Raw genomic sequence first — 18,607 nt, forward strand, 5'->3', positions numbered from 1 at the left:
TTGGGCGGCTCGGCTCTGAATTTTGGCGCGCTTGGCTAGTTATAGTTTGCTCGGCATTTTAAGGTGCTCTCGGGCTCATCGCGATTCGTTTAGGCTCATAGGTACAGCGTGTCTTGGCGTAAAATTTTAAAATTTAATTCCGAGGCAGCGCTTTTAAATTTGAGCCTTTGAGAGTACGGCTTGTAATTTCGGTTTGGAATTTTAGCGCTGAAATTTCGTGTGAAATTTTTGAGTTTAAAATTGTAGCTTTGGAATTTCGTCTTGGAATTTCATTTTAAAATTTCAAACTCGCGATTTGGAGCGAAATTTTATAGAGCAGAATTTACCGCGCGAAATTTTAAGCGGTAGAATTTTATGCTGTCTATGAAATTTAGGCGTTGGCTCTATGCGCTCGCCAATTTTACTCGCAGATTTGCCTCGGTAGAATTCCGTGCCGCAAAGCGGAATCTTGACGGATGAAATTCCGATACGCCACGAAATTTCATCCGGCTGGATTTCGTCCTGCATCTAAATTTAAGGCGAGCGAAATTTTAAGAGTCAAAATTTCAAAGGGCGAAATTTAAAACTGACGGGATTTTAAAGGCGAAAATTCTGAGGATGAAATTTTAGATAGCAAAATTTAAAGCGGCTCAAATTATAAAATTTTGCCCGATAGAATTTTGCTAGTAGGCGATATTTCAATTCTATAAAATTTAAAATTATCGCACCGCAGAGATTTGCGGAAGCGAGCTTGAAATTTTATAGAATTTAAATGCGAAACGAGGGGAAGCGATGGCAACGAAGCAGAATGTGCCTGCAAATTTATACGATCTGGATATGGAGCGCGCGATTTTAAGCTCGCTTTTGCAAAATGAGGATGCATACGGCGAGCTGAGCGAGATAATCTCGGTCGGCGATTTTTTCTACAAGCCGCACGCCGACATCTACGAGGCGATCGTCAAGTGCTCCTCGCACAACGAGCCGATCGCGCCGAGCTTCGTTAAAAAATGGCTAGCCGAGCGCTACGACGATGGCGCATTTACCGAGGTTGTAGCCACCAGCGGCGTGGTCGACGCCCCAAAATACGCGCTCGAGCTGCGCGAAAAATCGATCAAGCGCTCGCTAATCAAGGTCGCGCACGAGATCCCTTCGATGGTAAACGAAGCCGTGCGCAGCAAGGACACCGCCGATAAAATTAGCTCCAAAATTTACGAGCTCGTCGATGAGGAGCGCCACGGCGGCATCAAAAAATCGCACGAGATCATCGCCGACGTAGTAGAGGAGCTGAAGCGCCAAAAGGCGCTCGCAGGCTCGGAGCTCGTGGGGCTAGATACGGGCTTTCGCTTCCTAAACGACTGCACGAAGGGGTTGAAACCGGGTGAGCTCATCATAATCGCCGCCCGCCCCGGTATGGGAAAGACCGCTTTTGCGCTAAATTTGATGATGAAAACTCTGCAAAGCGGCAAGGGCGTCGTATTTTTCTCGCTCGAGATGCCCTCCGTGCAGCTGATGTATCGCATACTAAGCGCGCTTAGCTCGATCCCGCTAAGCGACATAATGAGCGCCAAGCTCAGCGACGACGACTGGACGCGCTTCAACGACGCCTGCGACGCGGTGCTGAATATGCCGCTTTTCGTCTATGACAGCGGCTACGTGAATATACACCAGGTCCGCACCCAGCTGCGCAAACTCAAAGCCGCGGACGCCAATATCGAGCTTTGCGTGATCGATTACATCGGACTTATGACGAGCACGAGCAACTACTCCGAGCGCCACCTGCAAATCGCCGAAATTTCGCGCGGGCTCAAGCTTTTGGCGCGCGAGCTAAACATCCCGATCATCGCGCTATCGCAGCTAAACCGCTCGCTTGAGGCGCGCTCGAACAAACGCCCGATGCTAAGCGATCTGCGCGAAAGCGGCGCGATCGAGCAGGACGCCGACATCATACTTTTCGTCTATCGCGACGAGGTTTATAAAGAGCAGATGGAGCGCGAGCGCATTTCGCGGCTGGAGGCCGAGGGCAAGGACGCGGGCGAGCCCGTGTTTAGGCGCAACGACTATCAGGAAAAAGCCGAAATCATCGTCGGCAAAAACCGCTCGGGCGAGGCGGGTAGGACGATCGAGGTGGGCTTTCAGGGCAGATTTACCCGCTTCGTCGATACGAGCTTCGGCGGCGAGCCCAGCGAGAGCGCGATCTTTAATGAAAACGACAATCTCGACTACGTCTCGCAGCTGCAAGATCAGGGCTTTGAGGAGCCTACTGCGCCGCGCCTAGATATGCCGAATCCCGATGCAGCGCAGAATTTACAGCAAAATTTAACGCAGAATTTTAATGAAGCCCAAAATTTTAACGAAGCGCAAAATAGCGGCGTAAGCTTAAACACACGCTCCGCTAGCGCTCGAAACCACGGAGTAAATATCGATTTTGATGAGATGCCTAGCTTTGGCGAAAGCGACGAGGAAATGGACGGCGATGAGATAGGCGCCGAGCCTAAATTTAGCGCAGAGCAGAGCTTAGCAGAGGTGCGTCGTGCGGCACAGAATGCACCGCAAAAGCAAGAATTTAAGAGGCAAAATTTAGATGATGCAAGAGCGGGCGGTGTCGCGCCTCAAACAGAGGGCGCGCATAAAAATTTAGCGGGCACTCCGCAAGGCGTAAAAGACACATCTCCGGGCGCAAAAGGCGCATCGCAAGGCGCAAAGAACATGCAGCAAGAAGATGCTGCGTATTTTGAAAGAGGCGATGGCGATGAGCCGCCTTTTGAGGCGCAAGAGGATGAGGCAAAATTTAAACCCGCACCGCCTCTAAATATCGAAGAAATGGGTATTCCAAAGGTCAATGAGGCAAACAGGCTCGATGACGACGACGCGCCGCTGGATCTGTGAAATAGCGCTTAGACTAGCGCTGATCGTTAGCGTTTTTTGCTTCGCGCTTTACGCGCAGGATTTGGACGACGCGGGCTTTTGCGCGCTGGCGGCGTTTTGGGCTTACGCGCTATTTCGGGTGCTATTTAGCTTTTTTTACGAGGCGAAGCAGCGCGCCAATGCGGCGCTATTTCGCAGCGGCGGAATTTTGATTAAAATTTTTAGAGGCAGGCTGATAAGCGGGGTTTTTGCCTGCGCGGGCGCGATTATCTTAAGCGCCACTTTGGCGCTAGGCATAGCCGATCTGCGCGGCGCGGAGCTATTCGTGACGCTCGCGGCGCTGCCTGCAGCTCTTGTTCTGATGCGTCTGGTGGTGCTTAAGCTTAGCCTAAAAGAGATTAAAAACCCTAGAATTTTATCGCTCAAACTTAGTATTTTGCTGCTAGCCGCGCTTGCCGTAGCGGTAAATTTCGCTCTAAATTTAGCCTATTTGCGGCTCGCGGACGGCGTAGATACTACCGCGCACTTTCAAAATTCCGCGATAAATTTTACTCCGCCCGCCCGCACCGCCGCATCCATGGGAAATTTCGCGGCAAACGACGCTTCCGCGCCCGTCGGAAATTTAGCGACGGATAACGCCGCTAACGCCGCTAAAAATTCCGCGACGAATAACGTCGCCATAGTTGTGCGAAATTCCGGGACGAGCAATGCCGTCAAGCCCGCGCCGGATGCCGCCAAAAAACCTACCGCTTCGCCCGCAAATTTTAAAGCGGGCTCCGTCAGGACGGCGCAGATCTTGGCTGAAAATTCCGCGACCAGCCCCGCATCGGTAGCCGAAATTTTTGAAATTTTAAAGTCTACCGCGCCGCAAGCGCACTTCAGATCCGCTCTGCTAAATGAAATTTACGCTTTGAAATTTTACAAAAACGCGCTGTTTGATCTGGCGCTGTCGCAGAGCCCTAGCTCGCTAAAAATCGCTCTTTTGTTTCTGATCTGCGCGGGAGATTTCCTCTTTTACTGCGCGATTTTGCATCTTTGCGCCTTCGTGCTTTTTATGCCGCGAGCCACGTCCGCGCCCAAAATAGGGCGCTTTAGCGGCACGATATTTGCGCTTGCATACATCACGCTGTGTTTGATCTGCGCCGCGCAGACGCGAACGGCAGCGAGCAGGGCGGAGGGCGCACATCCTAAAAGCGCGGTCGAGACGAGCGTGCAGATCGTGTTGCAAAGCGGCGAGCGGCTGATCTTAAGCGCGCGAGAGGTGGACGTTCTAAGAGGCGAGCTAAACGCTACGCGCTTTGCCGCGGAAGCAAACGCCGCATCCGCGCTGAATAGCTACATAGACGCCGTTTACGACGAGGGCGCGAGGCTCAGCGCGCAGAAAATGGCGGATTTCAATTACTCGTTTTTGAGCGATTATCTGGTGCTGTGGCACAGCGTGTGGGACGATGACGCGGGGGCGTATCTGAATGAGAAATTTGCGCTCTTCGTAAGCGAAAGCTTCCCGAAAGATTTTGGCGAAAATATCGCTAAAATCGCTGCGGCAAACGTCAAAAATTATGAGAGCTCGCTAAATTTTACGCTCAAAAAATACGGCGCGAAAATCGATCTCAACGTCACGCAGAGCTTCAGTCTAAAAAGCAAGGCGTATCGCGCGAGCGGAACGGGGCTGGGGGCGCTGGGCGGCGTGCTAGGCGCAAAGCTGATAAGCAAAAGCCTCGCTAAAACCGCGGCTAAGACGGGCGCGAAGACCCTTACCAAGGCGGGCGCCAGCGCGACAAGCGGTAGTGCGGGGCTTGTGTGCGGTCCAGGCGCGGTGGTGTGCGTGCCTGCATTTGCCGTGGCTACGTGGTTTGGGCTGGATTTTGCGTTTGCCAAGGGCGACGAGGCGCTGAACCGAGAGGAGTTTGAAGCTGCGATCGTGCGCGATATGATGGCGGCGAAAGAGGAGTTAAAGCGCGCGCTGGCGGAGGATTTCAACGCGACGATAGATGAAATTTCGAGTGAAATTTTAAATTTAGACGGGAAGTAGGACGGTGGATTATGCCCGCGCAACTTAGACCCGTTGCGAGCGAAATTTTACGACGGATTATGGAGTTTTCGTGCGCAACGGACGGAAAATTTTAAAATTTGATCTAAGCGCAGGCGGGTGGGATTACGGCGCATTTATCGCGCCGCCGCGCTCCTTAAATTTAAGAGCTAACTAAAAATTTTTAAATATAATCGCCGCTTAAAACAAGGAGTGCTAATGAAAAAATTCTATCTTAAAATTTCGTTATTTACGTTTATAATGGCATTTGTATCGATCCCTGCTGCGGCACAATCGTCTTTAACAGGTTTAATAAAGTTAGAAGATTTGAGGAGCGAAGAGCAAAGAGCGCTTTTGAAATCCTGCGATTACGGTGACGGAAAATATAGTTCGTGCAATAAACTCGTTGAAATTTTATCTAAAGAGTGCGATGGCGGTGATATGCGCTCATGTGCTATACAGAGTGATCTTTTGCGATCATTACGCCGAATAGAGGAAGCTACGAAATATCTGATTAAGCTGTGTGATGCCAATAGTACATATCACTGTTTTATATTGGGTACGCTAGATATATATCTAAACGGTAATATGCAAGCAGCAATTAAAAGTCTTGAAAAAGTTTGTAATAGCGATCTTAAAGATAGAGATATAGTTTGCAAAAATATCGAGGAACTGAAAGCCTGCCTAAAAGACAAAGAGTGTAACCCTATAAAAAAAGGTAAAATTATTTTTGAAGGTGTCGAAAGGAAATTGTATGGGGAAAATTAATTTTGTATTTTATTCTATGATATTTTTAGCTTCTATCGTAATGGCTGGTAAGCCTACGGCTGAAGAGGAAAATCTTTATAACGAATGCGATAAAGGAAACGGCAAATATAGCTCGTGTACTAAACTAATAGAAATTTTATCTAAAAAATGTGATGGCGGAGATATGATCGGATGCTCGGATCTTGGTTATATATTAGGTCCTAAGCTTGGTATGCGTGAGGCTTCTATCACTCCTTATGAAAAATCTTGCAAAGCGGGTATCGCGGAGTCTTGTTTTGCTCTTGGAACACAAGATATAGGTTTAAGAGGCAACATTAAAAAGGCTGTTATAAATTACACTACGGCTTGTGAAAAATTTACCGATCAGAAAAAACTATTTAAACTAAGATCTTGCGCGTTAAAGATAGCTTTAGAAAACTGCTTACGAGATGAGGAGGAACACGATCCTGTAAAGTGTGCGATAGAAGCATTTGAAGAAATAACTGATAAATACAACGCAAATTCAATTAAGGAGTAAAAGATGGCAAATCCAAAGAAGGGCAAAGAGCGATAATTAAAGAATTCTATCCAGCAATTTTGGCGCTTTTGATCTTAATGATGCCGGTCGCGGCAGAGCGCAATCAAAGTGTAGCCGTTAGTAAAAAGATAAAATTTACGTCGCTTTCTGATTCAAATTTATATCGTTTAGAGCGGCTGAAATGAAAGCGCTATTTTTAACTCGCAATAAAACAAGCGTGCAAATGGGTGCTTGATATGAGCGAGGAAGAGAAAGAGCAAATTGGTATTTAAAGCTGGGCTGCAAAGACGGCGACGCGCAAATGTGCAAGGATTTAGGAAAAATAGGGAATTAGGGCAGAATTTTAAATACTAAATTGCCCCACTTTCAAGCTCATGAAATTCGGACTTTAAAATTTAATCTTAATTGGGCTATAATCTTAGAATTAATATTCAAAAAGGAGTTTTTATGCAAACACAAAATAATTTTATAAACCGCGAGCTAAGCTGGCTACGCTTCAATACTCGCGTGCTGGAACAATGCAAAAAGGATATCCCGCTAATTGAAAAATTAAAATTTCTAGCGATTTACAGCACTAATTTAGACGAATTTTATATGATCCGCGTGGCGGGTCTGAAGCAGCTTTTCACCGCCGGTGTTATAACCAGCGGCGATGACGAGATGACGCCTCTTGAGCAGCTACGCGCGATCCGCTCCTATTTAAGAAACGAACAAACCGAGCTTGAGCAGCAGTATTTCGGCATACAAAAGGAGCTTTGCAAAAACGGGCTTTTTATCAAAAGCTACGACGAGCTGCAGCCCGAGCTAAAGCCGGTAGCGGACGAATTTTTTTTCTCGCAGATAATGCCCGTCATCGTCCCGATCGCAGTGGATGCGACCCATCCTTTCCCACATCTAAACAATCTCAGCTTCTCCCTCGCAGTCAAGCTCTGCGACGAGGGCGCGCCCGAGTCGGTACATTTTGGGATGATTAGAATTCCGCGCGTGATCCCGCGCTTCGTGCAGGTCGCGCAAAACACCTACGTGCCGATCGGCACCATCGTAAAACGCCATGCGGAGGAGATTTTCCCCGGCTACAAGCTCATCAGCTCCGCAGCCTTCCGCGTCACGCGAAACGCAGATATCGTGATCGAAGAGGAGGAAGCGGACGATTTTATGATGATCCTAGAAGCGGGGCTTAAACTGCGCCGCAAGGGGGCTTTTGTGCGGCTCCAGATCGAAAAAGATGCCGATGCCGAGCTTTTAGAATTTCTAAATTCTCATCTTAAAATCTTTTACAAAGATATATATGAATGCGCCGTGCCGCTTACGCTAGACGGGCTTTGGGAGATCGCCTCTAATAAGGATTTTTCCTTTCTAGCCCATCCTCAGTATCTGCCAAAGACGCTACCCCCCTTTAACGAAAACACCTCCGTTATGAGCGCTATGGAGAAGGAGGATATCTTGTTAATTCATCCTTACGAAAGCTTCGATCCGGTGCAAAAACTCATCAAAGAGGCCGCCAAGGATCCGAAGGTCATCTCGATCCGTATGACGCTGTATCGCGTGGAGAAAAACTCCCCGATCGTCCAGAGCCTGATCGAGGCCGCAAGCGACGGCAAGCAGGTGACGGTGATGGTCGAGCTTAAGGCGAGGTTTGATGAAGAAAACAACCTGCACTGGGCGAAGGCGCTCGAAGACGCGGGCGCGCACGTGATCTACGGCATCACGGGCTTTAAAGTCCATGCCAAGGTAACTCAGATCATCAAAAAAGAGGACGGCAAGTTAAAATTTTATATCCACTTAGGCACGGGCAACTACAACGGCTCGAGCGCTAAAATTTACACCGACGTGAGCTTTTTTACCTGCGGCGATCGCTTCGATAAGGATACGACGAATTTCTTCCACATCCTCTCGGGCTACAACAAAAACCGCAAGCTCGACAACCTCTCTATGTCGCCGATGCAGATCAAAGAGCGACTCCTTGCGATGATAAAAAACGAGGAGAAAAAAGGCTCTGCCGGCAGGATCATCGCTAAGATGAACGCTCTTGTCGACGGCGATATGATCAAGGCGCTGTATAAAGCAAGCACCGCGGGCGTGAAGATCGATCTCATCGTGCGCGGCATCTGCTGCTTGCGCCCGGCGCTTAAGGGCGTCAGCGAAAATATCCGCGTGATCTCGATCGTCGGCAAATACCTGGAGCACGCTAGAATTTTTTACTTCGCGCACGCGCAGCCCAGCCTATACATCGCGAGCGCGGATTGGATGCCGCGAAATTTAGAACGCAGGCTGGAGCTGATGAGCCCGATTTACAACGAAAATCTGCAAAACAAACTCAAAGAAATTTTAAAGCTTCAGCTAAGCGACAATGAGCTTGCATTCGAGCTACAAAGCAGCGGCGAGTACCGAAAGATCGTGCCGAAAAAGGGCGAAGAGAAAATCGACGATCAGGAATTTTTAGAAATTTATTTCAATAAAATTTATAAAAATATCCGCAAGCATGACGAAAGCGGCACGGCGCTAACCAAGCTTTTGAAGGAGAGCTAGGCGCGGTCTCGGTTCTGCTAGGGCTAGCCGCGCGCAAAACCCACGCGCAAACTGAGATCATAAAATACTAAATACGGAATTTCGCGCCGTGAACGTGCGAGTAGATTTACAGAAATTTTAAAGGGATTAAATGAAAAGATATCTTTATCTAGCCGTTATAGCTATGTTTTGTATGGGCGGAGTCTTTGAAGACGCAGACAAGCTCTATGAGGACGGCGATTATCCTAAAGCGATAAAAATGTGGCAGCGCAGCTGCGACGGTGGAGATACGCAAAGCTGCTATATGCTCGGGAACTTATATCGATTCGGCAGGAACGTCACTCAAAACTATCAAAAAGCGGCGAATTTTTATCAAAAAGCCTGCGATGACGGAGATATGACCGGTTGCTATGAGCTTGCAGGACTATACTTTGAAGGCTATGGCGTTAGACAAGATTATCAAAAGGCGGCGAGCCTGCATCAAAAGGCTTGTGACGGCGGCAATATGTTTTCGTGCAATTTGCTTGCAATTTCATACGAATCCGGTATCGGCGTCCCAAGAGACAAGCACAAGGCTATGGTTTTGCGTCAAATGATTTGCGATAACGGTGATGCAGATATGTGCAATAACCTTGCATATTTATATAAAAACGGCGACAAGGTCAGACAGGATTTGCAAAAGGCGGAGAGCCTATATAAAAAAGCGGCTGTTTTGTACCAAAAGAAAGCTCAAATAAATCAAAAGAAATGCGATGAAGGCGACTTATATGAGTGCCAGCGCCTAGCGGATCTATATATAGACGGCAAGGGCGTAGAGAAGGATTTCAAAAAGGCTGCGGATTTATACCAGAAGGCTTGTGATGGCGGCAAGGCGGCGGCGTGCTTGATTCTGGGAGACTTATACAAAGCAGGCAATTACCAAAAAGCAGAAAGCCTATATCAAAGCGGGCTAAATTTGCTTAAAAATACTTGCGAGAGCGGGGATGCGGACTCGTGTAGTTATCTCGGGGATTTATACAAAAATGGATGGCATATTAAACAAGATAGATCCTTAGCAAAAGAATTTTACGGGAAAGCATGCGATTTAGCAGAGCAGATCGGCTGCGACGAATACAAGCAATTAAACGAAGCAGAACTCATCGATGATAAGCACGGCATCGCACCGAGCGCGCCTTAATCCATGAAGTTTGCATGCTTTTGCGCAAACAAGGCTACGTAATCAGCGAGCTGTCAAATTTTTTAGAATTTTAAAATTCTAAATTTTATAAATTATCTTAGGCGCAGCTTCCTAGAAATACCAATCTGACATGATGCCAGCTATATACTACACGTAGATAAAATTCCGCTTGCTTATGATAAAATTTTAAAATTTACTCGCTGTCTCATCGCATGCATTTAATAGAAATACTTTTAAATTTAAAGTAAAAATTTCTGTTTTTAAAAAACGCAAATTTAGGAGATAAAGGCGCAAGGCTAGGGAATTTATTAAAATTTAATTAAGTTCCGAAATTACAAATGATAAATAAATTCTTTTTAATTTAAATTTAAAGAATTTTTCACTAATATACTGCTCTTTTTAATAACGCCTATGAGAAATAGTATTATAAAAGGATCAAAATGAGCTTATTTAGGTTTTCTATTGCAGCGGCGGGAGCGCTTTGTTTATGCGCGGCCACTTTAGCTGCGGAAGATGATAGCGAAGGTGGCTCCCAAAATTTAGGGCAGATCAATGTTACGGGAAACGTAGAAAGCGACCCGCTTACCAAAAAAGTCGGCGAAACGAAAAAGAGCGCCAAGCAACTCGCCAAAGAGCAAGTTAGCGATAGTAGAGATATGGTTCGTCACGAAACCGGCGTTTCAGTTGTCGAAAGCGGAAGATTCGGTGCTAGTGGTTATTCGATCCGCGGAGTAGATGAAAACCGCGTAGATATAAGTATTGATGGACTTCGCCAAGCAGAAACATTAAGCTCGCAAGGTTTTAAAGATCTATTTGAAGGATATGAAAACTTTAATAATACTAGAAACGGCGTTGAGGTTGAAAACATAAGACAGGTAGATATCACTAAAGGTGCAGATTCGGTAAAAAGAGGCTCGGGCGCGCTAGGTGGTTCTGTGGCGTTTGAGACAAAGGATGCGAGAGATTATTTAACGGAGAAGGATTGGTATTACGGATTTAAGCGCGGGTATCAAAGTGCGGATAGACAAAACTGGCAAAGCCACGCAGCTGCAGTTCGGTTTAAATGGTTTGATCTCTTGGCTATTCACACCGATAGAGAAGGACATGAACTAAAAAACTGGGGATATAAAGACTATGACCCAACCGTCATCAGAAAAGTTAGGGAAAAGCCCGATCCGTATAGAATTTACAAGAAAAGCACATTGGTAAAATTTGGCTTTCAGCCTACCGATACCGATAGATTTAGCCTAGGATACGATAAGTCTAATATAAAATCAGAGGGAATAGACTGGTCGAATCAATTTGCTCTTTATAATACGCAAACCCCTTGGGGAGCATTGACTAACGATATACGACACACTAACGATAGAAGCGAAAGAAAGAATTACTCGTTTTCTTACGAAAATTTCGATGAAACGCCTTTGTGGGATAGCTTAAAATTTAGCTATAACAAGCAACATATTAAGTTAAAAGCGAGAACGGATGAGTATTGCGAGGGCGATAACTGCGCGGGAAATTCAAATCCGTCCGGTCTTCATATAAATGAAGACGGAAAAATGGTAGATAAATATGGAGGGGAAGTAAAGACATGGCTAAAGTGGGGATTTATGCCTACATTAGTAGATAGTCAATTTGATTTTTCAGATCCGGATAATCCAAAAAATGAACCTCATATATTAAATACGGACGCATATAGTAGTTATAAACCTAATGATGATGTTTACGTAAATTGTGATGAATATGATTGTTCTAAAGGCATGACTCTTTTTGATACGAATAGCGGTACATATAAAACATATTCAATAAATAAAGTAACTACGCCTCATAGTAAAGGCAATTACGGCAAATTATCACCAGTTGGTTCGGATGAGGTACTTTTACCTAACCAAAACGGATATGTAGAAAATAACTGGAAGGATAGAGATTTAAATACCGATACTAAGCAGTTTAATCTTGATCTTACAAAAGACTTTCATATAAAAAGCACAGAACACTCTTTAAGTTATGGAGGGCTTTATAGTAAAAGCGATAAAAGTATGGTAAATAGGGCGGGTTATTCTCCTCAAAATAAACAATGGTGGGCTAAATACTTTGCAGGAGTTAGAAATACTAATCCTAAGTTTCCCATATTAGGCACTTGGTATCCAGATAAATGCCAATCATATACCAATGCCTCTGCCTATAATAACGCTTGCGGTCACGAAGATGATCCTTTTAGCTTCCTTATTCCGGTCGAGACCAAAACCGGAGCGCTTTATGTGGGAGATGACTTTCGTATAAACGATGTTTTGGCCTTTGATCTTAATTATAGATATGATAAGGTTAAACACAATCCATCTTATACTCCAGGCGTTACGCCAAAAATTCCAACTGATCTATTTATCGGAATGTTTGTTCCTTATACGCCGCTTCCCGGCACTCCATCTCAAAAAGAGATAAAAGCTCACAAAGATGCAAATGCAGAAGCCAACGCCGTATATTTAGCCTCTCAGAAGAGAAAATATTCGGCAAATTCATATTCTTTATCTACAAGCATCGATCCACTTGATTTTTTCAGGCTTCAGCTTAAATATGCAAACGGATTTAGAGCTCCTACCTCGGATGAAATTTACTTCACTTTCCAGCACCCCGATTTTTCGATATATCCGAATTTGGATTTGAAAAAAGAAACGGCAAAGACTAAAGAGATTGCCTTTACGTTTCATAATTCGCCAAGCTTCGTTACATTGAATTTATTCCAAACTGATTATAGGAATTTTATAGATTTACAATACAAGGGGGAATTCCAGCTTCCTTACGGAAACGGCGGAAGTACAATGCCTACCTCTGTGTATCAAAACGTAAATCGTCCAAAAGCAAGAGTAAGAGGAATAGAGATAGATTCGAGACTGGCTTTGGATCAAATTTGGCAGCCATTGCAGGGTTTTAGCATTGGATATAAGCTAAGTATCCAAAAGGGTAGAATGGATATAGGTAATGGCAAAACCGATACGCCGATGAATGCGATCCAGCCTAGAACGGCGGTTTATAGCGTAAGCTACCAAAGCCCAGGCGATAAATTCGGCGCAGATCTATTTGTAACTGCGGTAGCTGCCAAAAAAGGAGACGACACCTATAATATGTATTGGTATGAGCAAGCGCGAAGCGGCAAAATCGTAAACGGCAAACCTGTAAGCAATAGCGAAGTGGAATGGAGAAGCGGCGGATATACCACGATAGACTTCGTAACATATGTAAAGCCGATCAAATATCTAACTCTTCGTGCAGGCGCATATAATATAACCGATCGCAAATATATCACTTGGGAAAGCGCCAGATCAATAAGGCCTTTTGGAACTAGCAATCTGATAGATCAAGAAACAGGGCTTGGCATCAACCGCTTTTACTCGCCGGGTAGGAACTATAAACTCACATGGGAGTTTCAGTTTTAAAAATTTAATCAAGTGTTTGACGTCTTATTAAAACAAAAGCCTTTGGAATCAAAATTTATAGATTTATTACTAAATTTAAAAAGATGGCGATAGTAAATCATTTGGTATCATTTAGATTTCCGAATTTTATGCAGCGTGTAAATTTCAAAATTTTACGTAGCGCGGTAGCCCAAAGGCTCCTGTCCGTGATGACATCAGCTTTGTAATTTTGCAATGACGCCCGCGATCTTTCCGTCGCTTCGAGATCGAATTTTTGCCCGTATAAATTTACCGAGCCGGAAAACATAGCGCCCGTATGTGCTAAAAATTTCGCAAGCGCACAGCCCCACACTACACAAATCGCAGGGGAATTTTAATGCCGTAATCCGCAAGCGTATCATCTCGCTTCCAAGCGAAGATAGCCTTTTTGCGGCAATGTGCGTAATCTATTTCTCTTCGCTCTATCTCGCCCGCTTGTAACGACAAATCTTATAAACGCAGTGGTCCTTTAAAAATTTTAACTTCAAATTTTGCTCCGAAGCTCGCTAAATTTAAGGAAGAGCCCACACAGATAAATTGTTCTATTTTCGCGCGGCGCACGAGGTTTTTAAATTTGCGGCGCCCGCAGGAGGCTTTAAAGCTCGCTAAGTCTCGCCGTCGTTAGCGCGCAGGGCTGATCCGGCTAGCGATCTTTTGCGCGATTTATCTCCTTGTATTATTTGCTTAGAATCCCGCCACAGTATATGCCGGCGCTGGACAAATCATAGCTTCGTTTTAAATTTAATCCTCATATCCTCTAATGCTAATATGTCTTCCCTCTATCTTTGGAACTACGGGCTTCTTTTTAAGCTTTACGCCATACAAATTAATGCCGTAAAGCTTGCTAAGGCCGATAAAATCGACGTTAAGCTCCTTTAAATCGGTATCACGAAGATCAATGTATTTAAGACTCGTCATATCGTTTATACTCTGCGGTAGTTTTTTGATCGAGGTCTCGGATAGGTCTAGAACTTCTAAATTTTTTAAGTTTCCTGCGCTTTCCGGGATCTGCGTAATATTTTTGCCGTGGATGTAAAGCTTCTTTAAATTATGTAGGTTTCCGATGCCCTCAGGGATTTTCGTAATGGACTGGCTGTTAATTTTCAGCTCTTCCAAAGCATCAAGCATGCCGATGCTCTCAGGCAGACTATCTTGCTTATATCCGCTAATATCGAGCTTTTTTAAGCTTTTTAATGCGCCGATACTTTCAGGAATTTCTTGTAAATTTTCAGACCAAATAGAAAGCTCCTGCAGATTATGCAAATCCCCTAACTCAGACGGGATCGTCCGGACATCCGAATCTATATGAAGCCTTTTGAGCGATGGGATTTTTACGGCGAGCCGCAATCTCTGCTCGTCCATATGGCCCCACTCCTCAAGATTGGGTAAATTTACGATGTTTTCAGGTGGAGAAGTAAAATCTTCGATCAGCTCCTTTAGGCTAGACATTCGCGAAACCTCATCTGGTAGCGCCTCTATATGCGTGCTCGTAAGATCTAAAATTTCCAGTTTTTTAAGCTCCGCCAGATGCGCAGGCAAGGTATGTAAAAAATTACAGCGATAACAGCTAAGCTTTCGCAGCTTGCTCATCCCTGCAATCTGTGGCGGCAATTGCGAAATATGCGTTTCATCCAGCTCAAGATATTCTAAATTCTTTAAATTCGCTGCATTCGCGCTCAACTCTTTTATGGGGCAACGATCCAAAATCAGCGTCTTAAGATTCGGAATTTTTGAGATATTTTCACTAATCTCCGTAAATTTAGTAGCACGCAAGCCTAAATACTCGAGCTTTTTTAAATTTTGCACGCACGAAGGCAGATCCGAAACTCTCGTGCCTTGCAAATCGAGCTTTTTTAAATTTGAAAGCAAGCAAATCTCGGGCGGAACCTGCGTAACCTCATCCACTCTAATCGGCGAAACGGTCATAAAATTCGCGTTTCTGCCGAAGTCTAGCTCATCAATGTCCGCAAGCTTTTCATACAAATCCCATGTCGTAGCGATATCGCTAAAGAAGCTTATACTATAGTAATTCTCTCGCCCCTTATCGCTAAAGCGTAAGAAATCCGCCAAGTTTTGCATTTGCGTATTTTGATCCTCGCTCAGCTTTGGGCTAAACTTCAGGCGGATGCCCTGCGCATCGTTTGACATACTAATTTTAATGCCTTTAAAACCGGAGATTGATTGTATGCAGAGCGAAAAAGCAACTGCTATAAATAGCGCGATATAAATCTTTTTCATTTGAGTTGCCTTTTTAAAATTTAAAATTTTAGTATCTAGCTGCGCGATATTTATAAAATTTAAGCGAGCGCTTTGCAAGCTTGATTTAAAAATCCTCACATCGCTCTGCGCTTCGCAAATCTCATCAAATTTTAAAATTTTGGAATTTCGCCAGCGTCTTAAAGGTGAGGCGAAATTCCAAATCGAAGGATGCTTGTAAATTTTATTTATAAGCCTTGATCGCTTTGTCTAGGATTTTCTCGGCCTCGGCGGCGCTTGCGAAGTCCTTCACTTTGACCCATTTATTCGGCTCTAAAAGCTTGTAGGTTTCGAAGAAATTTTTGATCTTATCCAGCGTCGCTTTAGGCAGATCGGCGACCCCTTTAATGCCCTCAAATCGCGGATCGATCTTGCTAACCGGCACGGCAAGCAGCTTCTCGTCCATTCCGTTTTCGTCCTCCATCATCAAAACGCCGATTAAGCGGCACGGGATCACGCTGCCTGCGGCAAGCGGGTATTCGTTTAGCACCAAAACATCCGCGGGATCGCCGTCGTCTGACAAGGTATTGGGCACGAAGCCGTAGTTTGCGGGGTAAAACATCGCACCGTATAGCACGCGATCTACGCAGAGCGCACCGCTTGCTTTGTCGATCTCGTATTTGATGTTCGAGCCGTAAGGGATCTCGATCACTGCGTTGATTTTATCGGGGTTTGAACCCACTTTTATCTTTGAAAGATCCATAGTTTTCCTTTATTTAGAATTTAAAATTTTGATATTTTTTACGTCTATCGTCGTTTTGGTAAAATCTTTGTCGATCTCGCCGCTAATTCGCACGAGCGTATTTTCATCTACGCTCACGCCGCGCCAAACGTCATCATCGATCTCAACCTCGATGCTATCGCCGTTTTGATCCACAAATCGATAATGTTCGTGTCTGAGTTGAGATTTTATCTTGCCGTCGATTACGACAAAAGAATCATCTCTTAATGTAAGCGCTTCTTTGACGCTTGACGGCTGATTTTGCGCCGTCGCACCGCTTGGGACAAACCCGCCCGCGGCGAATGCAGCCGCGCACAAAGCCATATTAATTAAAAATTTTCTAACCATATCTATCCTTAAATTTTAATCTCTGTATCCGCAAACAGATCTGAAATTTCATTAAATTTAAAAGCCGCTCATATTTAACGCTCGCATTAAATTTGCGGCGCGAGCTTTTAAATTTACGCTTAAAATTTGGCTATCTAGCGCGACGGCGAGCTATAAATTTAAAGGCACGCTCGTGCTAAAGACGCATTAAATTTAAGCGCGATTTGCGCCGCTTGCGCTATGAAAAAGAAGCCAAAGGCGCTTAAAATTTAAGCCGCCCCAAGCGCGCTAGCCTAATTTTTCGATCTGCGCGGCGATTATAGCGTTTATGTCCGCTACGATCTCCTCGACCGTGCGCTCGCCGTTTACGCTGTAAAATACGCCCGCGTCGCCGTAAAATTTACGGATATCCTCGATCGGCTCTGAAAATACCGCCATGCGGTTTTTAAAGACCTCCTCGTTATCGTCTGCTCCGCGAGCGCGTCCTAAAACACGCTCCTTGGCGATTTCCTCGCTAACGCACACTTCGATGACTGCGCTAAGATTTACATCATCGTCGCCTCGCAGCACCTCGTCTAGCTTATTCATCTGCTCGACGCTTCTTGGATAGCCGTCGATGATGATGAAGTCTTTAGGTGAGCTTTTAATCGCGCTAACGATAGCATTTACGACGATATCAAGCGGCACGAGATTGCCTTTAGAAATGAAGCCATCTATCTGCCTGCCCAGAGCGCTGCCGCTTGCTACCTCGGCGCGTAGCAGATCGCCCGTGGAGTAGTGCTCGATGCTTTGATTCATCTGAGCGATCATACTCGCATCGGTCGTTTTGCCGCTGCCAGGAGCGCCGATGATTAAAAAAAGGCTTTTCATTTTTGCTCCTTCTTATGAAGCCTAAGACCTAGCTCGCGAAGCTGCTCGTCTGTAACGACGCTAGGAGCTTTGGTGAGCGGACACTGCGCGCGCTGCGTTTTAGGAAACGCGATAACCTCGCGGATACTGCTTGAGCCAGTAACCAGCATCATCAGCCTATCAAAGCCGATCGCGATACCTCCGTGCGGAGGCGCGCCGAAGCTTAGCGCATCAAGCAGGAAGCCGAATTTCTCCCTCTGCTCTGCAGGCTCGATCTTAAGCAACCTAAAGACCTTTTCTTGAATGTCCGCTTTGTGGATCCTGATGCTGCCGCCACCAAGCTCAATGCCGTTTAGCACGACGTCGTAGGCAATCGAGGTAATATCCTCCAAATCTGGCTCGTCGGGATTGTTCGGCATAGTGAAAGGATGGTGCATCGCGGAGTAGCTGCCGTCGTCGTTTTGCTCAAACATAGGGAAATTTACGACCCACAAAAACTCAAGCCTGTTCGGATCTATGAGACCAAGCTCGTTTGCAAGGAAAATTCTAAATCTACCCATATAATCAAGCACGATTTTCTTTTTGCCCGCGCCGAAAAATACGACGTCGCCGACTTTAAGCTCGCAGCGCTTGATAAGCTCGTCCAGCTCGCTTTTTTCAAAGAATTTTACCAGCGGCCCCTTTAGACCGTCCTCTTTTACTTGGATAAACGCAAGCCCTTGCGCGCCGAATTTTTTCACGTACTCCTCAAAGCCTTGCATCTGCCGCTTGCTAAATTTCAGATCGCCGCCCTCGACTTTGAGCGCTTTTACGCGATTAGCCTTGCGGTCTTTGGCTAAATTTGAAAAAATTTCGTTGCTCGATTTTTCAAAAATATCGGCTACGTCGATGAAAGGCATATCGTAGCGCAGATCGGGTTTGTCGCTGCCGTAAAGCTCCATCGCGTCCTTATACTCCATATGTCTAAAAGGAGTGACGATCTCGCGACCGCAGGATTTAAAAATGTCCTTTAAAACCTCCTCGGCTACGCGCATTACGTCGTACTGGGTATTGAAGCTCATCTCGATATCGATCTGCGTAAATTCCGGCTGGCGGTCGGCGCGCAGGTCCTCGTCGCGGTAGCAGCGCGCGATCTGGAAGTATTTATCAAAGCCCGAGCACA

Annotated in this window: 13 protein-coding genes; 7 read left to right on the forward strand and 6 right to left on the reverse strand. The window is 45.5% G+C overall.

Annotated elements, in window-relative coordinates; translation table 11 throughout:
• Positions 1–282: 282 nt before the first annotated feature.
• Positions 283–507 (reverse strand): hypothetical protein, encoded by a 225-nt coding sequence (locus tag Q0413_RS04385; RefSeq protein WP_298101943.1) that lies wholly within the window; start codon positions 505–507, stop codon positions 283–285.
• Between the two features lie 264 nt (positions 508–771).
• Between Q0413_RS04385 and Q0413_RS04390 the strand changes: the two genes are divergently transcribed.
• The 7 genes from Q0413_RS04390 to Q0413_RS04420 all read left to right on the forward strand — a co-directional run bounded on the left by Q0413_RS04390 (position 772) and on the right by Q0413_RS04420 (position 13,274).
• Entirely contained in the window at positions 772–2,865 is a 2,094-nt protein-coding gene (locus Q0413_RS04390) for a replicative DNA helicase (RefSeq protein ID WP_298987703.1), read from the forward strand.
• Entirely contained in the window at positions 2,819–4,876 is a 2,058-nt protein-coding gene (locus tag Q0413_RS04395; RefSeq protein ID WP_298987705.1) for a hypothetical protein, read from the forward strand. The genes Q0413_RS04390 and Q0413_RS04395 overlap by 47 nt, the downstream gene beginning before the upstream one ends.
• Positions 4,877–5,092: 216 nt before the next feature.
• Complete coding sequence (locus Q0413_RS04400; RefSeq protein WP_298987706.1) at positions 5,093–5,641, forward strand: hypothetical protein; 549 nt, start codon at positions 5,093–5,095, stop codon at positions 5,639–5,641.
• Entirely contained in the window at positions 5,628–6,158 is a 531-nt protein-coding gene (locus Q0413_RS04405) for a hypothetical protein (protein ID WP_298987707.1), read from the forward strand. Before Q0413_RS04400 ends, Q0413_RS04405 begins: the two co-directional genes overlap by 14 nt.
• 447 nt (positions 6,159–6,605) lie before the next feature.
• The gene (locus Q0413_RS04410) at positions 6,606–8,687 is read left to right on the forward strand and encodes an RNA degradosome polyphosphate kinase (protein WP_297961256.1); all 2,082 of its coding nucleotides are present in this window, start codon (positions 6,606–6,608) and stop codon (positions 8,685–8,687) included.
• A gap of 130 nt (positions 8,688–8,817) precedes the next feature.
• Positions 8,818–9,843, forward strand: a complete 1,026-nt coding sequence (locus Q0413_RS04415) for an SEL1-like repeat protein (RefSeq protein WP_298987708.1) — start codon at positions 8,818–8,820, stop codon at positions 9,841–9,843.
• Positions 9,844–10,283: 440 nt separating this feature from the next.
• Positions 10,284–13,274 (forward strand): TonB-dependent hemoglobin/transferrin/lactoferrin family receptor, encoded by a 2,991-nt coding sequence (locus Q0413_RS04420; RefSeq protein ID WP_298987710.1) that lies wholly within the window; start codon positions 10,284–10,286, stop codon positions 13,272–13,274.
• 759 nt (positions 13,275–14,033) lie between these two features.
• Here Q0413_RS04420 and Q0413_RS04425 read toward each other — a convergent pair.
• From Q0413_RS04425 to aspS, 5 genes are all read right to left on the reverse strand, one after another.
• Positions 14,034–15,530 (reverse strand): hypothetical protein, encoded by a 1,497-nt coding sequence (locus tag Q0413_RS04425; protein WP_298987712.1) that lies wholly within the window; start codon positions 15,528–15,530, stop codon positions 14,034–14,036.
• Between the two features lie 202 nt (positions 15,531–15,732).
• Entirely contained in the window at positions 15,733–16,251 is a 519-nt protein-coding gene (gene ppa / locus Q0413_RS04430) for an inorganic diphosphatase (protein WP_298987714.1), read from the reverse strand.
• A gap of 9 nt (positions 16,252–16,260) precedes the next feature.
• Positions 16,261–16,617, reverse strand: a complete 357-nt coding sequence (locus Q0413_RS04435) for a NirD/YgiW/YdeI family stress tolerance protein (protein ID WP_298987717.1) — start codon at positions 16,615–16,617, stop codon at positions 16,261–16,263.
• A gap of 267 nt (positions 16,618–16,884) precedes the next feature.
• On the reverse strand, positions 16,885–17,466 hold the full coding sequence (locus tag Q0413_RS04440) for an adenylate kinase (RefSeq protein WP_298062324.1): 582 nt from the start codon (positions 17,464–17,466) through the stop codon (positions 16,885–16,887).
• On the reverse strand, positions 17,463–18,607 hold a 1,145-nt coding region (gene aspS / locus Q0413_RS04445; RefSeq protein ID WP_298987719.1), incomplete at its 5' end, for an aspartate--tRNA ligase. The genes aspS and Q0413_RS04440, both read right to left, overlap by 4 nt.

This window comes from uncultured Campylobacter sp. (assembly GCF_938045465.1).
GTDB lineage: Bacteria > Campylobacterota > Campylobacteria > Campylobacterales > Campylobacteraceae > Campylobacter_B.